Below are 19,141 nucleotides of genomic sequence, written 5' to 3'. Positions count from 1 at the left end.
GGCGCTCAGCGAGCCCTCGCTCCCCGTGCGCGGTAGGCGAACTTCACCCTGAAGCTCTTTGGGCAAAGTGCACTAAACTTTATACGTAATCTCGTACTCTGCTCCTGGGAGCAGCTCCCCGGGCCGGCCGACCGCGCACCCCCGGGCATCCCGTTCCGAACCGCCCACTCCCCCACATCGCCTCGCCCGCAGGGCGTGGCGGGGAGCGCGGCACTTCTCACAGAGCAAGAGAGATCCGATGAGTTCACCGAAGAACGAGGCGACCGCGATCGGTATGCGCCCCGCCGAGCTGGCTGTCGTGCTGTTCTGCGCGATCCTGAACATGCTCGACGGCTACGACGTCCTGGTGATGGGCTTCGCGATGCCACACCTCCCGGAGGGATTCGCGTCGAACTCCCAGAAGGGATACCTGGTCAGCGCCGCGCTCGCGGGCATGGCCGTCGGTGCGATCGGACTCGCCCGCTTCGCCGACGTCCACGGCCGCCGCCGAATCCTGCTGATCGGGTTGGCGGTCAACACGATCGGGCTCGCGGCCTCGGCCCTGTCGTTCAACTTCGAGACCTTGCTGCTGACTCGTTTCATCACCGGCATCGCGATCGGCACGATCAGCGTGGTGATCATCGTGCTCGGCCAGGAGAGCGCTCCCGAGAATCGGCGCAGCGTCGCACTGGGCATCGTGATGATCGGATATCCGATCGGCACCATGCTGGCCGGGTTCGCCGGGGCGGGACTCATCACCTGGGTCGGCGGTACGTGGCAGGGGATGTTCTGGATCGGCTCCGCTTTCGGCGCACTGTCACTGGTGGTCATGGCCGTCTTCCTGCGGGAGTCCGAGGACTTCCTCGCCCGCGCGACCGCCGGGCAACCGGTGATCCACGCCGAGGCGCCCCAGCTGCTCGGGCAGACGTTGCGTGTCCGGACGATCCTGCTGGCCGGTGGCTACTCGATGTTGACGGCCGCCTATTACTTCGTCGGCACCTGGACCCCGCAGTTGATCAAGAACGCCAGCGGTGACGCCGGTAGCGGCGCGCTGGCCGGGATCATGATCGGGTTGGGCGCGGTCATCGGCGGGACCGCCTTCGGCGCGATCGGATTGAGGTTCGCCGGTGCCCGGATCGCCGTCGTCACCGCGGTGGTAGCGGCGGTCGCGATCGCGGTGTTCGCGGTGACACTGCGGGGTCCCATCGCATTGACCACCGCGGCCGTACTCGGCGCGGCCATCTACGCGGCACTGACCGGGTATACCGCAACATCCACAGTGGTCTACCCGGTGCTGGCCCGAGCCAAGGGGTACGGCGCCATGATGGGGGTCGGCCGGGCCGGTGCGATCCTGTCGCCGATCATCGCGGGCTACGCGTTGAGCGTGCTGACGCCGCGCACGATGTACCTCGCCGTCGTCGTCCCCCTCCTGATCGCGGCGATCACCGCGCTGGCGTTGACGCGAGTCCGCTCGCTCGCCCTCGAACCGACGTCGGCGGTGGCGCCGCGCGAGGTCGTCACGGATTCCTAGGCGTCTGCCCTCGCCGATCCCGCTGATCGGGATCGGCGAGGAACATCCCGATCAGGGTGTGGGAGACCTGGTCCGCGAACTCCTCGATATCGAGATCGCTGCCGGGATCGAACCATTCGCCGATGAGGGACAGTCCGCCCAGAGCCAGATTCAGCGTGACGTGCAGGCGATCGGCCGGGATGGCCCGCGGTGTGCCGACGAGTTCGTCGACCACGCCGCGAAAGATCGAGGTCTGCTCGCGCCGCAGCTCGTCGCGCCGACGCGCGAGCGCCTCGATCGGAACCTGGACCTTGAGGAACAGCGGGATGAACTCGGGGTATTCGCGCAGCGTGATCACGGCTTCCTCGCGAAACATCCGCTGGAGCCGGCGCAGGGGCGGTTCGTCGGCTCGGGCGATCACCCGCAGCCGCGGGAAGACCTCGGCGGCGGCGTGTTCCATGCACCGGAGGAAGAGTTCCTCCTTGGACGGAAAGTAGTAGTAGAGGCTCGATCCGCGCATATCGAGCGCTGCGCCGATCGCTTCGAAATTGGTTGCCTCGTAACCGTATTCGGCGAACAGCCGGGCCGCGGTGTGTTCGATCAGCCGGACCCGGCCGGCACGTTTGCGTTCGGCGCGAGTCCGGGGTTTCCCGTCGACGTCCGCGCCGCCGCGGGCGGCATCGGTGCCTGCCTGGGGCGCGTTCATCATCAACCTCCCTCGCGACAGTCCCGACAGTGCGCGAGTCTAACGAACCTCCCGGGTCGGCCGGCACCGCGACGACCCCTTGCCAGAGTCCAATAATATATTTAATCTAGCCGCGAGTAGAATTTCTGGTCGTGCGACGAATGTGCTGTCTCGGTTCGGACCCGGCCATCGTCATCGCAGAAGGTGGAGTCGTGGATATCGCCGGAGTAGCCGTCGCCCATACCGATCAGGTACTGATCGGCGGCGCGTTTCGACCTGCCACGGGTGCGGGCTACACCGTCGTCGCGCCGTCGACCGGCCGGCGGGTCACCGAGGTGCGTCACCCGTCGGTGGCGGATGCGACCGCGGCGGTCGACGCCGCGGACTCCGCACGCGAGGCATGGGCACGGACTCCGATCGGCGAACGGATCGCCGCGACGAGCCGCTGGTTCGACCTCGTCGACGCCCGCGCCGCCGAACTGAATGTGGTGTGGGCGGTCGAGGCCGGAATGCCGGTGCGTCACGGCCGCGCCCTGCACCGCTTCGGCACGACCGCCGCGTGGCGTTCGGCGCTCGACGGCGCCGAGGCGGTCCTGCGCGAGCGCCGCGAAGGATCCGAACTCGGTGAGATCCTGTTGCGCCGCGAACCGGCCGGCGTCGTGGTGGCGATCCTGCCCTACAACGGACCCCTCGTCACGATCGCGTCCAAGGTTGTTCCGGCGCTGCTCGCCGGTTGTCCCGTCGTGATCAAGGCCGCGCCCGAGTCCCATCTGACAATGGCGTTGGTCGCCGAGTGCGCGTCACGGGCGGGTTTTCCCGCAGGGGTGGTCAACATCGTGTGCGGCCCGGTCGAGGTCGGCAAGGCGCTGACCCGTGATCCGCGCGTCGATCTGGTCTCGCTCACCGGCGGCCATGTCGCCGCGCAGGATGTCCTCGCCGCCACCCACGGCCGCTACGCGCGCACGCAGCTCGAGCTCGGTGGCAAGTCCCCCGCGCTGATCCTCGACGACGCGCCACTCGATCAAGCCCTGCGCGCGGTGATCCCCGGGGCCACCAACGGCACCGGCCAGGTCTGCGCGTCGCTGTCGCGGATCCTCGTCTCCGAGCGGCGGCACGACGAGGTGATCGACCACTTGCGGGCGGGATGGGAGCGGCTGACCATCGGTGACCCCCTCAACCCGAAGACCCATCTCGGTCCGCTGATCAACGAGGCCGCGCTGTGGCGCACCGAGGATTTCGTCGCCAAGGCCGCGGCCGATGGCGCGCAGTTGGTCACCGGCGGCAACCGGCCCGTGCACCTGGACGCCGGATGGTTCCACGAGCCGACACTGTTCACCGACGTGCGCGAGGACTCCGACCTGGTCCAGCGCGAAGTGTTCGGACCCGTCACCGCGGTGCAGGTCTACCGCGACCTCGACGACGCCGTACGCCTGGCCAACGCCACCGCGTTCGGCCTGTCCGGGGCGGTGTTCACCGCCGACATCGCCCTCGGCGTCGAGGTGGCGAGCCGAATCCGTTCCGGGGCCGTCGCCGTCAACGCCTTCGGGCCCGCGATGAGCGCCCCGTTCGGCGGTGTCGGGGCGTCTGGCTGGGGCCGCGAATCCGGACCGGAGGGGATTCTCGGATTCACCGAACTCAAGCAGATCCTCATCGGGGCGTGAACCGGTGACCCTCCACGAACCGGCGGCACAGCCCACCGAAACGACCCGCACGCGCGCGGCGGGCCCGCTGCACGGACTCAGGATCATCGAACTGGCCGGGCTCGGACCCGGACCGTGGTGCGGCATGCTGCTCAGCGATCTCGGCGCCGAGGTGCTGCGCGTCGACCGGCCCGGCGACGTCGGGTCGCTGCGCACCGACCTGGGCGCGAGCAACGGCCGCCAGCCCGCGTTCGTCAACGATCGCGGGCGACGCTCGGTGGCCATCGACCTCAAACACCCCGACGGCGTGGAAACCGTCCTGCGGCTGGTCGAGCAGGCCGACGCGCTCCTGGAAGGCAATCGGCCCGGCGTCACCGAACGTCTCGGCGTGGGACCGGAGGACTGCGCGGCCCGCAACCCCCGCCTGGTCTACGGCCGGGCCACCGGGTGGGGGCAGGAGGGGCCACTCAGCCGGGCCGCCGGACACGACCTGAACTATCTGTCGTTGTCCGGGCTGCTCGCCGCCATGGGACCGGCCGGCGGCGCCCCCGCGATCCCGCTGAACCTGCTCGGCGACTACGCCGGCGGCGGCCTGATGCTCGCGATGGGATTGCTCGCGGCCCTCTGGGAGGCGCGCGGCAGCGGACGCGGCCAGGTCGTCGACGCCGCGATGATCGACGGGATCGCCTTGCTCGGCGGCGTCTTCTACGGCCAGCGGCAGGCGGGCATGCACGGGCTCGAACGCGGAACGAACATGCTCGACGGCGGTGCGCCGTTCTACAGCGTGTACGAAACCGCCGACGGCGGCTGGATGGCGGTGGGCGCGATCGAACCCGCGTTCTTCGCCGCGCTGCTCGATGTCCTCGGACTGGAACCCGAACTCGCCGGCGCGCAGTGGGATCGCGCGCGCTGGCCGTGGTTACGGTCCCGGCTCTCGGCCGTGTTCCGCACCCGGACGCGAGCCGAGTGGGAGTCCGCGTTCGCGGGCACAGACGCCTGCACGACCCCGGTCCTGGACCTGGACGAGGCCCTGCGCCACGATCACGCGCTGACGCGAAACAGTTTCATCCCGGTCGACGGCGTCCTCCAACCCGCCCCCGCGCCGCGCTTCAGCCGCACTCCCGGTGCCGTGCAGGGGCCCGCTGTCCCGGCGGGAACGAATACCACTCCGGCACTGATCGACTGGGGCTTCACCCCGCCCGAGGTCGATGCGCTCCGCGCCGCCGGGGCGATCGTCTAGCAAAGGACACCACGAATGAGTCACCGCCGCCTCACTCACCGGAGCACGTCATGGCGCTGAGCCTGAACTACATCACCGACGCCATCGCCGCTCGGATGCCCGCCGTCGACCCGAACCGGCCCGCGGTCGCCCTCGGCGGCGAGCCCGCCCTGAGCTGGCTCGAACTGCGCGCCGCCGAGTTGCGCTACGCGCGGGCCCTGCGACAAGCGGGAGTTCGCAAAGGTGACCGGGTCGGTCTGCTGCTGCGCAACTGCACCGATTACGTCGCCCTCTACCTGGCCATCGGCCGGGTGGGCGCCATCGCGGTGCGCCTCAACTGGCGGCTCACCGCGCCGGAACTGCGGTTCGCACTCGACGATTCCGACCCCGGCGTCCTCGTGTTCGATCCCGAGTTCGGCGCCACCCTGGCCGCCATCCGCGACGAGATCGCGGTCGCCACCTACGTCGTACGCGGCGCTCCCGGCGCGCTCGACGGCGCCGTTCCGTTGTCGGAATTCGCCGCCGAGGAGTCCGATGCCGACGGTTTCCCGGTGATCCGCGCCGATGATCCGGTGTCGCTGATGTATTCGTCGGGAACCACGGGACGACCCAAGGGCGCCCTGTTCTCGCACGGCAACGCCCTGTGGATCGGCTCGATCCAGGCGCAACGCTGGCGCATCGGCAGCGACACCGTCGGCCAGACCAGCGGACCGCTGTTCCACGCGGGCGGATTCGAGGTCCTGCTCCTGCCCGCCCTGCTCGCCCACGGCACCGCGATCACGTTCCCGTCCGGCAACTTCAGCCTCGGCGGCTTCCTCGAGGTCGCCGAACGGCACGCCGCGACCGATGTGCTGCTCTACCCGTTCATGCTGTTCGACCTGCTGCGCGACGACGCCGTCATCGACCGGGTGCCGCGGACGCTGCGCCGCGTCGTCACCGGTGGCGACATCGTGATGCCCTGGGTCTACGACGAGATCGAGAAGCGGCTGCCCGGCGTCGAACTCGTCCAGTCCTACAGCCTCACCGAGGGCGGCGCGGTGAGCACCAGCCTGGAATTCGCCGTCGCCCGCGGCCACGAGAGCAGTATCGGCACGCCCCAGGCGATGACCGAGGTCAAGGTCATCCGGCCCGACGGTTCGCCCACCGACATCGACGAGGTCGGCGAGATCTGTGTCCGCAGCGGCGGAGTGAGCATCGGCTACTGGAACCGCCCCGACGCCGACCGGGTCACCTTCGTCGACGGCTGGTGTCACTCCGGCGATCTCGGCCGCATCGACGCCGACGGCTTCCTCACCATCGCCGGACGAGCCAAGGACATGTACCGCAGCGGCGGCGAGAACGTCTATCCCGCCGAGATCGAGATGGTCCTCACCGGGCACGCCGAGGTCGCCGACGCCGCGGTCATCGGGGTCCCCGACGATCGCTATGTCGAGGTCGGCGCGGCGCTGATCGTCGCGGCGGAGGGCAGCACCCTCGACCTCGACGCGCTGCGGTCCTGGCTCGGTGAGCGATTGGCGAAATACAAAGTGCCCAAACACTTTCACGTCGTCGACGAGTTGCCCCGCAACGCCAACGGCAAGGTCCTGAAGAACGTTCTGCGCGACACCTACGGGCAGACCACGACAACGGAGACGAACCCATGACACGAGCAGCACTGTTCGAACAGGCGGGCACCCCGCTCCGACTGACCGACCTCGACCTCGCCGAACCCGGTCCCGGCGAGGTGGCCGTCGATGTGAAGGCCACCGGCGTCTGCCACTCCGACGTGGGTGTCTTCTCCGGAAAGCTGCCCGCCCCATTACCTTTGGTGCTCGGACACGAGGGCGCCGGGGTGATCACCGCCGTCGGTGACGGTGTCGAGGGCCTCGCCGCCGGTGACCACGTGGTGCTGTCCTGGCTGGCGAGCTGCGGCGTCTGTTATTACTGCCAGCGCGCCGAACAGCACCTGTGCGGGCGCCCGCGCACCATGCTCGGCGCGCACACCATGCCCGACGGCAGCACTCGGATGAGCCTCGACGGCACACCGGTACGTCAGTTCTGCGGACTCGGTACCTTCGCCCAGCGCACGGTCGTACCGGCCGGGGCGGCCATTCGCATCTCCGATGAGGTGCCCATCGCCTCGGCGGCGCTGCTCGGCTGCGGTGTGCTCACCGGATTCGGCGCCGCGGTGAAGACCGGCGGCGTCCGGGTGGGCGACGCGGTCGCGGTGATCGGTTGCGGCGGCGTCGGACTCAATGCCGTCCAGGGCGCCCGGATCGCGGGCGCCACCACCATCATCGCCATCGACGTGCACGCCGACCGGCTCGCGCTGGCCACCCAACTCGGCGCGACCCACGCCCTGACCGCGGGCCCCGACGTGGTCAAGAAGGTCCAGCAACTCACCGGCCGCCGAGGCGCCGATGTCGTGATCGAGGTGGCCGGTCGCCAGGAGACGGTCAATCAGGCCGTCGCGATGGCCCGGCGCGGCGGCACCGCCGTACTCGTCGGCGCGGGTCCGGGCGTCGGCGTGGACGAGGTGTTCAACAATGTCGTCATGTCCGGCAAGACAGTCAGGGGCTGTCTCTACGGCTCGGCCCACGTCGCACGCGACATTCCTCAACTCGTCGAGCTCTACCAGCGGGGCGCGCTCCTGCTGGACCAGTTGGTCACCGAGACCTTCGATTTCGACGATATCGGCAAAGCCGTCGAATACTGCGCGGGCGAGAACGGGGCCCGAGCGGTCGTCCTCTCCTGACAATACGGCGGACAATTTCCTGATCACGGCTCGCCAACCTAGTCCCGGCAGCCCGGGTTTCCATGCCATGATCTCTGTTAGCTGATCATTCGCTTGCTCTGTTCGAACAGCCGGTCGACTCCAGGTGGTGACAGTGCGCGACGGTGATGAGACCCGCTCGGATGCGGGCGAGATCTGGGGGAAGTTTCGGGCGCTCGGCGGGGTGGGGCATTTGGTCGACGGGGCGGTGCCGGCGTTGGGGTTCCTGGTCGGCTACGCGGTTTGGAACGCGAAGATCGGTGTGGTGGTCGCGCTCGTGCTGGCGGTTCTGCTCGCGGGGCTGCGGACGTGGCGGGGGGAGTCGGCCAAGGTCGTGATGGTCTCGGTCGCCGCGGTGATCGTGTTCTCGCTGTTCGTCGGGATCACCGGGGAAGGGCGGGGTTTCTATCTGCCGGATCTGCTGGTGTGTGCGGCCGGGGCGGTGCTGTTCGGTGGGACAGTGCTGATCGGCCGTCCGCTCAGTCAGTGGGTGTGTCGCCGCATCGGGCTCGAGCCGGCCGAGCACGCGGACCCCGCGGCCCGGCGGGCGCTGCATCGCCGGGTGAGTCTGGCCTGGTTCGCGTTCTGGGCGGCGCATCTGCTGATTCTGGTGCCACTGTATGTGGCGAACGAGGTGGTGCTGCTCGGCTCGGTGGCGTTGGTGCTCGGGAAGCCGGCGTTGGTGGTGATGCTGGCCGTGACCTGGTTGTGGGTGCGCCGCAGCCTGCGTCCGCGGGTCCCCACGGCGTCGGCGTGAGCGAGCCGGAGGGTGAGTCGGACCATTCCCGGCCCGGAGCCGGGACAAGGGCAATCGAGGAGGAGACGGATATGACCGCAGCGATCGACCCGAGTGAGTTCATCGCGGCCCGGCAGCGGCGGGTGGCGGCGGAGATGCCGTTCGCCGACACCACCGATCACGACGACGCCGATCGCGGGTTCATCGCCGCGCTGGAGCCCGGCGTGGTGCACGATGACGACGGAAATGTGGTGTGGGACAACGATTCCTACTCGTTCCTGCGGGGCTCGTGCCCGGCGTCGGTGAATCCGAGTCTGTGGCGGCAGGCGGGGCTGAACATCAGGCAGGGGCTGTACGAGGTGACCGAGGGGATCTATCAGATCCGGGGGCTGGACCTGTCGAATATGACCCTGGTCGAGGGGAAATCCGGGGTGATCGTGATCGATCCGCTGATCTCGGCGGAGACCGCGGCCGCCGGGCTCGCGCTGTACCGGGCGCACCGGGGTGAGCGTCCGGTGACCGGGCTGATCTACACCCATTCGCACGTCGATCATTTCGGGGGCGCCCGGGGCGTCACCACGGTCGACGACGTCGAGGCCGGTCGCTGCCCGGTGCTGGCGCCGACCGGGTTCCTGGAGCACGCGGTCGCGGAGAACGTCTACGCGGGAACGGCGATGGCGCGGCGCGCGGCCTACATGTACGGCGCCGCCCTGCCGCGCGGACCGAAGGGTCAGGTGGGAGCGGGCCTGGGGCAGACCACCTCGACCGGTACCGTCACCCTGATCGCGCCCACCCTCGACATCGGCGTCACCGGCCAGGAGGAGACCGTCGACGGGGTGCGCATCGTCTTCCAGATCACGCCCGGCACCGAGGCTCCGGCCGAGATGAACTTCTACTTCCCGGACCATCGCGCGCTGTGCATGGCCGAAAACGCCACCCACACCCTGCACAATCTGCTCACCTTGCGGGGCGCGCTGGTACGCGATCCGCACGTGTGGTCGCAGTACCTGACCGAGGCGATCAATCTGTTCGGCTACCGGTCGGATCTGGTGTTCGCCTCGCACCACTGGCCGACGTGGGGTACCGAGCGGCTGATCGAATACCTGTCGCAACAGCGGGATCTGTACGCCTACCTGCACGACCAGACGCTGCGGCGGCTGAACCAGGGTTATGTGGGCAGCGAGATCGCCGAGTCCTTCCAGTTGCCGCCGGCGCTGGAGACCGCGTGGCACACCCATGGCTACTACGGGTCGGTCAGCCACAATGTCAAGGCGATCTACCAGCGCTACATGGGCTGGTTCGACGGCAATCCGGCACATCTGTGGGAACATCCGCCGGTCGAATCCGCCAAGCGCCACGTGGAATTCATGGGCGGCGCGGACGACGTGCTGCGCAAGGCGCGCGTCGCCTACGATGCCGGGGACTACCGGTGGGTGGCGCAGGTGGTCGATTACGTCATCTTCGCCGATCCGTCCAACGAGGACGCGAAGGCGTTGCAGGCCAACACGTTCGAGCAACTCGGCTACGGGGCGGAGAACGGCACCTGGCGCAGTTTCTACCTGATGGGCGCCTACGAACTGCGCAACGGGAACGTCGGCACCCCGACCAAGGCCTCCTCGCCGACCATGCTGGCCGCGCTCAGCGTGGAGCAGGTGTTCGACGCGCTCTCGCTCCGCCTCGACGGCCCCAAGGCGTGGCACGAAAAGGCCGTCAGCGACTGGGTTTTCACCGACGAGAACCGCACCCACCGGCTGGAACTACGCAATGGTGTCCTGCTCCACTATGACCGACCCGACGGCACCGACCTGCCCCCCGCCGAGGTCACCTTCACCCTCGACCGGCCGACCGTGATCGCGGTGCTGCTCGCCGGCCAGGACCTGCAAGCCACCCTGAAATCCGGCGCGATCACCATCGACGGCGACGCGCAGAGCTTCGTACGCCTGGCCGGCCTCTTCGACCAGCCCGACCCGAACTTCGACATCGTCACGCCCTGAACGAAGAGGGTATTCCTCTGCCGCCCAAGGGATCCGGAGCATCTCCGACGGCACGCAGCGCCACGCACCTATTCTTCCCCGTTCTTCAGCACCTGCTCCAGCAAATGATTGTCCGCGCCGATGGCGCGGGCGGCGGGTAAGGGTGGGGGGCGCTTGCCGTCGAAGGAGAGGGGGAGGCCGACGAGGGGGATTTCGTCGGGGGTGGGGGTGCCGAGGATTTGCAGGGCTCGGGTTTGTTCGTGGGTGACTATTTCGGCGGTGTTCTGGGTGGGGGCTACCGGGATGCCGGCGGATTGGAGGATGTTTTGCCAGTGGGCTCGGGGGGCGGCCGCGATTCGGTCTCCGATGAGGTGGTCGATGGCGTCGCGGTGGGTCAATCGGGCGGCGTTGGTGGCGAATCGGGGGTCGGTGGCCCATTCGGGATGGTCGAGGGCCTCGCACAGGCGGGCGAACAGGGCGTCGTTGGCGCAGCTGATCACGAGGTGGCCGTCGGCGGCCTCGTAGGCGCGGTGCGGGACGATGAACGCGACTCCGGATCCGTGTCGGCCGCCGATCGCGCCGTCGGCGGTGTAGTTGGCGATGCCGACGGTCATCCAGGCGATCGCGGTTTCGAGGAGGGAGCTGTTCACCGTCGCGCCGCGGTGCTGGAGCTGGCGGCGGAACAGGGCGGCGAGGATGCCGATCACCGCCCACATGCCGGTGCCGAAGTCCACGATCGACACTCCGGCGCGGACCGGGGCCTGGCCCTCCTCGCCGGTGATGCTCATGATGCCCGAGAACGCCTGCATCAGTGGGTCGTAGCCGGGCAGGGTGTTCATCGGGCCGGTGTGGCCGAACGCGCCGACCTCGGCGTGGACGAGTTCCGGTTTGGTCGCGCGCAGGCTGTCGGCGTCGAGTCCGTAGCGGGCCGCCGAGCCGGGGCGCAGGTTGTGGATGAACACGTCGGCGCGGGCGGCGATCAGCTCGTGCAGGGTCGCCAGCTGGTCTGGATCCTTGATATCGATTCGGAGGCAACGCTTTCCGCGATTGAGGGCGTGGAAGGCCGCGCCGCTGCCCTGCCAGGTGCTCGGACCCCAGCCGCGCGCGGAGTCGCCCGTGGGCCGTTCCACCTTCCACACCTCGGCGCCGAGTTCGGCGAGGATCTTGCCCGCGAAGGGGGCCGAGGCGCTGTCGCCCAGCTCCACCACGGTGATTCCGGCCAGCGGTAGATCGGATGTCATGGTCGGCTCCGTTCCCGGTCGTCCGCCGCCGCGCGGTCGGCCTGGTACGCGGCTCCGGAGTTCAACAGGTCTTCGATTTCCGTTGCGCCGAAACCGTATTCGGCCAGCAGCCGGGTGGAATGCTCACCGAGGCGCGGCGCGGGATACCGGACGTCCGGCCGGCTGTCGCTCCACTGCTGGGGTATGCCCAGCGTCCTGAGCCTGCCCTCGGTGGGGTGGTCCTCGTCCCGGAAGAACCCGACGTCCTTCATGTGCGGATCGTCGAGCAGGGAATCGGGGGTGTTCATCTCGATCGCCGGGATATCGGCCTCGGTGAGGAGCTGCACCCACTCCGCGGTCGACCTCGTCGCGAAGGTCCGGGCCAGGAAGTCGTACAGCACAGCGATATTCGCGGTCCTGGCGTGGATGTCGGCGAAGCGCGGATCCGACGCCATCTCCGGATGTCCCGCCAGCTCGAAGAACCGGCGCCAGTGCCGATCGGTGTAGACATTGACGCCGAGGTAGCCGTCGGTGGTGCGGTAGGGGCGGCGATCCGGATTCATCATCCGGGCATAACCCCAGTCGCCGATCGGCGGATCGAAGGTGTACCCGTAGAGGTGATCGCCCATGACGAAATGGGCGAACGTCTCGAACATCGGCACCTGCACCTCCTGCCCGCGGCCGGTCCGCTCGCGGTGGTACAGCGCCATCGATATCGCGGTGGCGGCGGCCATGCCGACGACGCGATCGGCGATCGCCGTGGCCACGTAGTCCGGAGGTCCCTGTTTGCGGGCCTGGAGCACCGGCATCCCCACCGCCGCCTGGATCAAGTCGTCGTAGGCCGGACGGTCGGCGTAGGGGCCGTTCTGGCCGAAACCGAATGCGCCGCAATAGATCACGCGCGGATTGAGGGCGTGGACCGCGTCGTAGGACAGACCCAGTTTCGCCATCGTCCGCGGCCGCAGACTGTGCAGGAGCACATCCGCCGAACCCAGCATCCGCCGCACGGCCGCATTGCCGTCCGGGGTCTTCAGGTCGAGCACCAGGCTGCGCTTGTTGCGGTTGAGGTGCAGGAAGATCGCGCTCATGCCGGGGTTGCGGCGCGGTCCGACACCGCGGGTGGTGTCGCCGTCGCGGGATTCGATCTTGGCGACGTCGGCTCCCATGTCGGCGAGCAGCAGCGACGCGTACGGCCCCATGAAATTCGAGGTCAGATCGAGAATCCGGACACCGTCCAGCGGACCGGTCATCGTCGCGATCCGTCCGCGCGCGCGAAGACCGGAAGGACCTGCCCGCCGCGCTCGATGAACCGCACCTCGACCGGCATCCCGATCTCGATCGTGTCCGGATCGCCCTCGATCTGGGTGAACAGGTGATAGCCCTCGGCGAGTTCGACGAATCCCACGGTGTAGGGCACGATGGCCGCCCACACGGGCGTCGGGCCGCGCCCGATCGTGCTGTAGGAGTACACCGTTCCGGTTCCCCGCGACTGTTGCCAGGTGAGTTCGGCGGCATCGCAGTGCGGGCAGCGCGAATGCGCGGGCCACACCGCCTCCCCACAGGCCCCACAGCGCTGATAGGTCAGCCGCTCGTCGGCCAGTGCCGCCCAGTACGGTTCGGCATCGAGCTGACGGTAGGGCCGCGGCCACTCGTCCAGCGGTGGTGTTTCGGTCATGTCGTCTGTCCTTTTCCCTGGTCACGCGGCCGACGACAGCAGCATGACGCTGCCCGCGGCGAGCATCCCCCCGGCGCCCTGGACGAGCACCGTCTCCGGCCTGCGCGCCGGCGCCGCGCCGAGTGCCGTGCCGCGCAACTGCCGGACGGCCTCGACGAGACTGTCCATATTGCAGGAGATTCCGGGCTGTCCGAACGACAGCCAGCCGCCGTTGGTGTCGGTCGGCAGATCCCCGTCGATGCCGGTGCGACCCTCGCGATAGATCTCCACGCCGTGGCCCTTCTTCGCGAATCCGAGATCCTCCAGCACGATCGGGCCCATGTGCGCGAAGTTGACCGACAGTTGCAGCATGTCGATATCGGACGGGCCGAGTCCGGACATGCCGTACGCCTGCCGGGCGGCCTCGGCGGTCGCGGTGTGGGTCAGGTTCGGGAGCGCGCCGAGACCGGGGAAACGACTGTGCCGCAAGTTCATTCGGTCGGTGAGATATTCGTGGGTACTCGCCGAACCGTACCCGTGGACGTAGACCACGCCGTCGCGGTCGCCCACATTGTCGGGTGAGGTGACGATCAGCGCGCCGCCCGTCCCGCCGCCCCACGTCGAGCACATCCACCGCCGCAGCGGCGTCGCCACATACGGGGAGGACAGCACCTTCTCCCGATCGATCTCGCCGTAGCGGGCCTTGGCGGCGTGCGGATGACGCACGCCCCAGCGCTGATTCGCGATCGCGACATCCGCCAGATCGGTTTCGGTGATACCGAACTCGTGCAGGTAGCGGCACGCCGCCTGCGCGTACAGCGACGGAATCGTCGCCCCGTAGGGAACCTCCACCTGCGGATCCGAATCGGCCTCCGCCCCCATCGCCACGGCGTCGACGAACAGTTCGGTCGCGTCGCTCTGTAAACACAGCACGTATTCCGCCCGCCCGGCCGCGATCATCTGCGCCGCGATCGCGATGGTCGAGGTGAGACCCGCGCCGTGCATGGTGATCTCGCTGTCGATGGTCACCGGCATGTGCATGTGCGAGATGAAGATATTGGACCACTGCGAGCGCTTGTCGGCCCAGGGGGACCGACCGGTGAAGACGGCGTCGATCTGGTTCTTGCGAATTCCCGCGTCGGCGAGGGCGCCGTAGGTCGCCTCCACGGCGAGTTGCATGGGGTCCTTGCGGTTGTCCCGCGAGGCGTAGGCGTCGCCCATGCCGATGATCGCGGCGACGGGAGTGGCGGCCACCGGAATCAGTCCTTCGGGCGTTCGGTGGGGACGGAGGAGCCGACCAGCGCGTCGAGATCCGCACGCTTGCGCAGCATCAACAGGCTCCACTCGCTCTTCTGCACGACGTAGCCGTCCTGGTTGAGCGCCTTCATCAGGAAGGTGACGACCCCGAACTTGTCGTCCTTGTCCTTCTTGCCGATCACCTCGGCGGTGGCGTAGATGGTGTCGCCGATGATCACCGGCTTCAGGTACCGCAGGTTGTCGATGCCGTAGTTCGCCTGAATCGACGGGCCGAACTGGATCAGCCCGGTCATCACCGAATAGGTGAGCGAGCCCTGCACGATCCGCTCACCGAACCGGGTCTGCGCGGCGTAGTGCACATTCGAGTGGATCTCGATCCAATTGCCGGTCAGCGCACAGAAATTCACGACATCGGTTTCGGTGATCGTCCGCCCGCCCGAGCGGAAGATCGTGCCGACCTCGATCTCGTCGAGCGGCATATCGATACGATTGTTGACGGCTACCATCGATCTCCTCCAGAAGTATTGCGGGACAAGCGTTTCCGCTTACGCGGACAGGCGCATCGACTTGGCGATGATGGTGCGCTGGATCTGCGAGGTGCCGCCGCCGATGGTGGACTGCACGCTCTCGCGCAGATAGCGCTCCATATCGGCCTCGGGCAGGTTGGCGTAGCCGCCCAGGATCTGCATACCGTCCAGCGCGCACTGCTTGAGGGTCTCCGAGCCGTACAGCTTGGCCATCGAGGTCTCGCTCGCGGCCGGCAGGCCCGCGGCCTTCATCCGCGCGGCGCGGTAGCACAGCAGCCGGGCCGCGTCGACGCGGGTCTGGTTCTCGGCCAGCATGTGCTTGAGCACCTGGAATTCGTAGATGGGCTTACCGAACTGCACCCGCTCGTGGGCGTACTTGTTGGCCGCGCGGACCGCTTCCTGGGCGTTGCCGACATAGGCCGCGGCCACCGCGCAGCGCTCCAGCTCCAGATGCTCGGTGATGATCTTCCAGCCCTGGCCCACCTCGCCCAGCAGCGCGTCGGCGGGGACGCGAACATCGTCGAGGAAGATCTCGGTGGTGCCGGTCGCGTGCCGCGACAGGGTCGGCAGCTTGCGGATGTCCAGGCCGGGAGTGTCGTTGGGAATCAACAGCACCGACAGGCCGCCGTGCTTGTCCCCGGTGTCGGTGCGCACCAGCATCGCGATGATCGTGTCCTTGGCCGCGGCGCCGCTGCACCACAGCTTCTGACCGGACACGATCCAGTCGCCGTTCGTGTCGCGACGGGCCCGGGTCTTGGTGTTGGAGGCGTCCGAACCCGCGTCGGGTTCGGAGATCGACACCGAGAACCGGATTCGGCCGTCGATGAACGGTTCGACGTAGCGCGCCTTCTGTTCCGCGGTGCCGTACTTGATGATGTTCATCGCGGTGAACGTCGGAACCAGGACCGAGCAGGCGAAGTCGAAGCCGTATTTGCCGAGTCCCTCGGCCATCAGCGAGTAGTCGAAGATGTCACCACCGGAGCCGCCCTCCTCCTCCGGGATCAGAATCCCGAGCCACCCCTGCGCGGCGATCTTCTCGTACGCCTCGTACGGATATTCCCGGCCGTAATCGCACTTGCGCACATATTCGACGGTGATTTCATTGTCCATGAACTTGTTGACGACATCGAGCCAGTCGGCCTGCGAGTCGGTCAGGAAGTTCGAATTCATTTCGCTCCGCTCCAAATGGGGAAATATGAGGCCCGCGATTTCGGATACGCTCTCTCACCGAGGCTAAACCGCCGGTCCCCGCGATCCAAGTGATATGTTGCGAATCAACGATTCGACGGATTCGAACAGCGTGTTCCCGGTTTTCCCGCGCACCGCATTACGCGATCGCGCCGGCGGCGCGCAACGCGGCCACCTGCTCTCGAGTGAAGCCCCAGTCGTCGAGTACCTCGTCGGTGTGCTCGCCCGGCCGCGCCGGGGGGCGCTGCACCGCACCCGGCGTGCGACTGAATCGAGGCGCGGGCGCGGGCTGGATCACGCCCTCGAACTCGACGAATGTGTGCCGGGCCCGCAGGTGGGGGTGGTGCGGCGCCTCGGTCAGCGACAGCACCGGCGCGAAGCACACCTCCTGGCCTTCGGCCAGGGCGCACCATTCGTCCCGGGTGCGGGTGGCGATCACCGCGGCCAAGCGCTTGTGCATTTCGGGCCATCGTGAGCGGTCGTGCTGATCGGGCATGTCGGCCTCGTCCAATTCCAGCACGCGCAGGGTGTTGCGCCAGAACCGCGCCTCGTTGGAGCCGACCGCGAGCCACCGGTCGTCGCGGGTGCGGTAGGTGTTGTACCAGGGCGCGCCGGAATCCAATCGGTTCACCCCGCGCTCGTCACGCCAGTATCCGGCCGCGTGCATGCCGTAGAACAGCGTCATGAGCGAGGCCGAGCCGTCGACCATCGCCGCGTCGACCACCTGGCCGCGCCCCGATGTGTGCCGTTCCAGCAGGGCCGCGACGATTCCGAAGGCCAGATACAGCGATCCGCCGCCCAGATCACCCGCGAGATTCAGCGGAATGGCGGGCGGGCCACCGGCGAACCCGATCGAATGCAGGACTCCGGTCAGCGCGATGTAGTTGATGTCGTGCCCGGGCGCCTGCGCGAGCGGGCCGTCCTGACCCCAGCCCGTCATCCGCCCGTAGACCAGACCGGGATTCACCGTCAGGCACTCGTCGGGCCCCAGCCCCAGTTTTTCGGCGACTCCGGGCCGAAATCCCTCGATCAGCACATCGGCTCGCCGCACCAGATCCAGCACGGCCGCAACGGCTTCCGGCTTCTTCAGGTCGATGGCCGCACTGCGCCTGCCCCGGTTGAGCAGATTGAACCGCGGCTCGATCGGTGCGCCGCCGTCGTATCCGGCGGGCCGATCGATCCGGATGATGTCGGCGCCGAGATCCGCCAGCAGTTGACAACAGAACGGCGTCGGCCCGACTCCGCCCAGTTCGACGACCTTGACGCCCGACAGCGGGCCGCCCGATTCACTCATGTCCACTCCATTGCGAGATCGCGCGGCAGACCCACGGATTTGAATTCGATGAATTCGTCGAAACCCTCGGGCCCGAGTTCGCGGCCCACGCCGCTGTCCTTGACGCCGCCCACTGGCGCGGCCAATCCGACCGGATTGCCGTTGATCTCGACCGTCCCGGTCCGAATTCGTTCGGCGATCTGCACCGCCCGCCCCGGATCGGCGGTGAAGATCGCGCCGTTGAGCCCGTAGGACGAGTCGTTGGCGATGTCGATCGCCTGCTCCTCGGTGTCGTATTCCAGGATCGAGAGCACCGGACCGAAGATCTCCTCCCGCGCGATGCGCATATCCGGCCGCACCCCGGCGAAGATGGTCGGCTCGACGAACCAGCCGGTGTCCAGTCCCGCCGGCCGTCCACCGCCCAGCACGACGGTCGCGCCCTCCGCGCGCCCGGACCGGATGTACCGCTCGACGGTCTCCCGCTGCCGCGCCGAGACCAGCGGCCCGAATTCGGTTGTGGGATCGGCGGGATCGCCCACCGGCATGCGCTCGGTCGCGGCGCGCAACGCGTCGGTGAAATCCGCGGCGCGCCCGCGCGGCACGACCACCCGGGTCTTGGCGCTGCACACCTGCCCGGTATTGCGGAACGCGCCGGTCCGCAGGGCCGAGACCGTCGACTCCGGATCGGCGTCGTCGAGGACGACCGCGGCGGATTTGCCGCCGAGTTCGAGCGCGACCCGCCGCACGAGTCCGCCGCACAGCGCGCCGATCCGGCGGCCGACGCCGGTGGATCCGGTGAACGACACCATGTCCACGCCGGGGTGCGTCACCAGATATTCGCTCGGTTCACGGTGTGCGGGAACGATATTCACGACGCCGTCGGGCAGTCCCGCGCGGGTGAGGAGTTCGGCGAGGAGATAGGCGTCCAGGGGCGTCTCGGGCGCCGGTTTCAGGACGACCGTGCAGCCCGCCAGCAGCGCCGGGGCCAATTTCATCATCGTCACCAGATGCGGCGCGTTCCACGGGACGATCGCCGCCAGCACGCCGACCGGTTCCCGGGTGACCCGCGCCCGCCCGGAGGGCGCCTCGCGGATCTCGTCGAAGGGATACGCCCGCGCCAGGTCGATCATCGCGTCCACGATCAGGCGCGGCCGCACCGCCTGGATGCCATGCGATTGGGTTATCGGACAACCCATTTCGTCGGATACGAGCTCGGCCATGAGGGTTTCCGCGTCCCGCATCCCCGCGCTCAGCCTGCCCAGCACCTCGATGCGATCGGCGAGGGACATCCGGGGCCACGGACCGCGGTCGAAGGCCGCGCGCGCGGCCGCCACGGCGGCGTCGACATCGGCGGTCCCGGCGGCCGGCACCCGCGCGATCGGTTTCTCGGTGTACGGCGAGATCACCTCGATGACCTCGTCGGTCGACGGAACCTCCCACCGCCCGCCGATGAACAAGCGATCGTATTCGCCTTGCCACACCATATGTCAGCTCCCGGGATGATCGACAATGCGTGCCTCATGAACCC

The 19,141-nt window shown here is 68.3% G+C and carries 16 protein-coding genes; 7 read left to right on the top strand and 9 right to left on the bottom strand.

The window, feature by feature from the left end; all coding sequences use genetic code 11:
* Positions 1 to 238 precede the first annotated feature (238 nt).
* Positions 239 to 1,510, top strand: coding sequence for an MFS transporter (locus tag ACFYTQ_RS33815; RefSeq protein WP_387369704.1), 1,272 nt, complete (start codon positions 239 to 241; stop codon positions 1,508 to 1,510).
* Here the strand turns inward: ACFYTQ_RS33815 and ACFYTQ_RS33810 are convergent.
* The gene (locus ACFYTQ_RS33810) at positions 1,497 to 2,195 is read right to left on the bottom strand and encodes a TetR/AcrR family transcriptional regulator (protein ID WP_387369702.1); all 699 of its coding nucleotides are present in this window, start codon (positions 2,193 to 2,195) and stop codon (positions 1,497 to 1,499) included. The two genes, ACFYTQ_RS33815 and ACFYTQ_RS33810, sit on opposite strands and share 14 nt — an antisense overlap.
* A gap of 191 nt (positions 2,196 to 2,386) precedes the next feature.
* Here ACFYTQ_RS33810 and ACFYTQ_RS33805 point away from each other — a divergent pair, with 191 nt between their 5' ends.
* The 6 genes from ACFYTQ_RS33805 to ACFYTQ_RS33780 all read left to right on the top strand — a co-directional run bounded on the left by ACFYTQ_RS33805 (position 2,387) and on the right by ACFYTQ_RS33780 (position 10,515).
* Positions 2,387 to 3,835 carry an aldehyde dehydrogenase family protein gene (locus ACFYTQ_RS33805; RefSeq protein WP_387369700.1) on the top strand — a complete coding sequence of 483 codons (1,449 nt, stop codon included), beginning with the start codon at positions 2,387 to 2,389 and terminating at the stop codon, positions 3,833 to 3,835.
* A 4-nt stretch (positions 3,836 to 3,839) separates the two neighbouring features.
* Positions 3,840 to 5,054 (top strand): CaiB/BaiF CoA transferase family protein, encoded by a 1,215-nt coding sequence (locus ACFYTQ_RS33800; protein ID WP_387369698.1) that lies wholly within the window; start codon positions 3,840 to 3,842, stop codon positions 5,052 to 5,054.
* A 50-nt stretch (positions 5,055 to 5,104) separates the two neighbouring features.
* Entirely contained in the window at positions 5,105 to 6,676 is a 1,572-nt protein-coding gene (locus ACFYTQ_RS33795) for a class I adenylate-forming enzyme family protein (protein ID WP_387369696.1), read from the top strand.
* Positions 6,673 to 7,767: a Zn-dependent alcohol dehydrogenase gene (locus tag ACFYTQ_RS33790; RefSeq protein WP_387369694.1), complete on the top strand. Its 1,095-nt coding sequence runs from the start codon at positions 6,673 to 6,675 to the stop codon at positions 7,765 to 7,767. Before ACFYTQ_RS33795 ends, ACFYTQ_RS33790 begins: the two co-directional genes overlap by 4 nt.
* Before the next feature lie 133 nt (positions 7,768 to 7,900).
* Positions 7,901 to 8,542 (top strand): DUF3159 domain-containing protein, encoded by a 642-nt coding sequence (locus tag ACFYTQ_RS33785; protein ID WP_387369692.1) that lies wholly within the window; start codon positions 7,901 to 7,903, stop codon positions 8,540 to 8,542.
* Between the two features lie 71 nt (positions 8,543 to 8,613).
* On the top strand, positions 8,614 to 10,515 hold the full coding sequence (locus ACFYTQ_RS33780; RefSeq protein WP_387369690.1) for an alkyl/aryl-sulfatase: 1,902 nt from the start codon (positions 8,614 to 8,616) through the stop codon (positions 10,513 to 10,515).
* A gap of 68 nt (positions 10,516 to 10,583) precedes the next feature.
* Here ACFYTQ_RS33780 and ACFYTQ_RS33775 read toward each other — a convergent pair whose 3' ends face one another.
* From ACFYTQ_RS33775 to ACFYTQ_RS33740, 8 genes are all read right to left on the bottom strand, one after another.
* Positions 10,584 to 11,735, bottom strand: coding sequence for a CaiB/BaiF CoA transferase family protein (locus tag ACFYTQ_RS33775; RefSeq protein WP_387369688.1), 1,152 nt, complete (start codon positions 11,733 to 11,735; stop codon positions 10,584 to 10,586).
* A complete protein-coding gene (locus tag ACFYTQ_RS33770; protein WP_387369686.1) occupies positions 11,732 to 12,964 on the bottom strand; it encodes a CaiB/BaiF CoA transferase family protein in 1,233 nt (410 codons plus the stop codon). Before ACFYTQ_RS33770 ends, ACFYTQ_RS33775 begins: the two co-directional genes overlap by 4 nt.
* Positions 12,961 to 13,389, bottom strand: coding sequence for a Zn-ribbon domain-containing OB-fold protein (locus tag ACFYTQ_RS33765; RefSeq protein WP_387369684.1), 429 nt, complete (start codon positions 13,387 to 13,389; stop codon positions 12,961 to 12,963). Before ACFYTQ_RS33765 ends, ACFYTQ_RS33770 begins: the two co-directional genes overlap by 4 nt.
* 21 nt (positions 13,390 to 13,410) lie before the next feature.
* On the bottom strand, positions 13,411 to 14,622 hold the full coding sequence (locus ACFYTQ_RS33760) for a thiolase family protein (RefSeq protein WP_387369682.1): 1,212 nt from the start codon (positions 14,620 to 14,622) through the stop codon (positions 13,411 to 13,413).
* 5 nt (positions 14,623 to 14,627) lie between these two features.
* On the bottom strand, positions 14,628 to 15,131 hold the full coding sequence (locus tag ACFYTQ_RS33755; RefSeq protein ID WP_387369679.1) for a MaoC/PaaZ C-terminal domain-containing protein: 504 nt from the start codon (positions 15,129 to 15,131) through the stop codon (positions 14,628 to 14,630).
* A 39-nt stretch (positions 15,132 to 15,170) separates the two neighbouring features.
* Positions 15,171 to 16,322, bottom strand: coding sequence for an acyl-CoA dehydrogenase family protein (locus ACFYTQ_RS33750; RefSeq protein WP_387369677.1), 1,152 nt, complete (start codon positions 16,320 to 16,322; stop codon positions 15,171 to 15,173).
* Positions 16,323 to 16,479: 157 nt separating this feature from the next.
* Complete coding sequence (locus tag ACFYTQ_RS33745) at positions 16,480 to 17,634, bottom strand: CaiB/BaiF CoA transferase family protein (protein WP_387369675.1); 1,155 nt, start codon at positions 17,632 to 17,634, stop codon at positions 16,480 to 16,482.
* On the bottom strand, positions 17,631 to 19,097 hold the full coding sequence (locus ACFYTQ_RS33740; protein WP_387369673.1) for an aldehyde dehydrogenase: 1,467 nt from the start codon (positions 19,095 to 19,097) through the stop codon (positions 17,631 to 17,633). Before ACFYTQ_RS33740 ends, ACFYTQ_RS33745 begins: the two co-directional genes overlap by 4 nt.
* Between the last annotated feature and the right edge of the window lie 44 nt (positions 19,098 to 19,141).

Origin of the sequence: Nocardia sp. NPDC004068, assembly GCF_042874315.1 — a bacterium.
Classification (GTDB): Bacteria; Actinomycetota; Actinomycetes; order Mycobacteriales; family Mycobacteriaceae; genus Nocardia.
The sequence above is the reverse complement of the archived record's forward strand: the minus strand, read 5'-3'. Positions and strand labels throughout refer to the sequence as shown.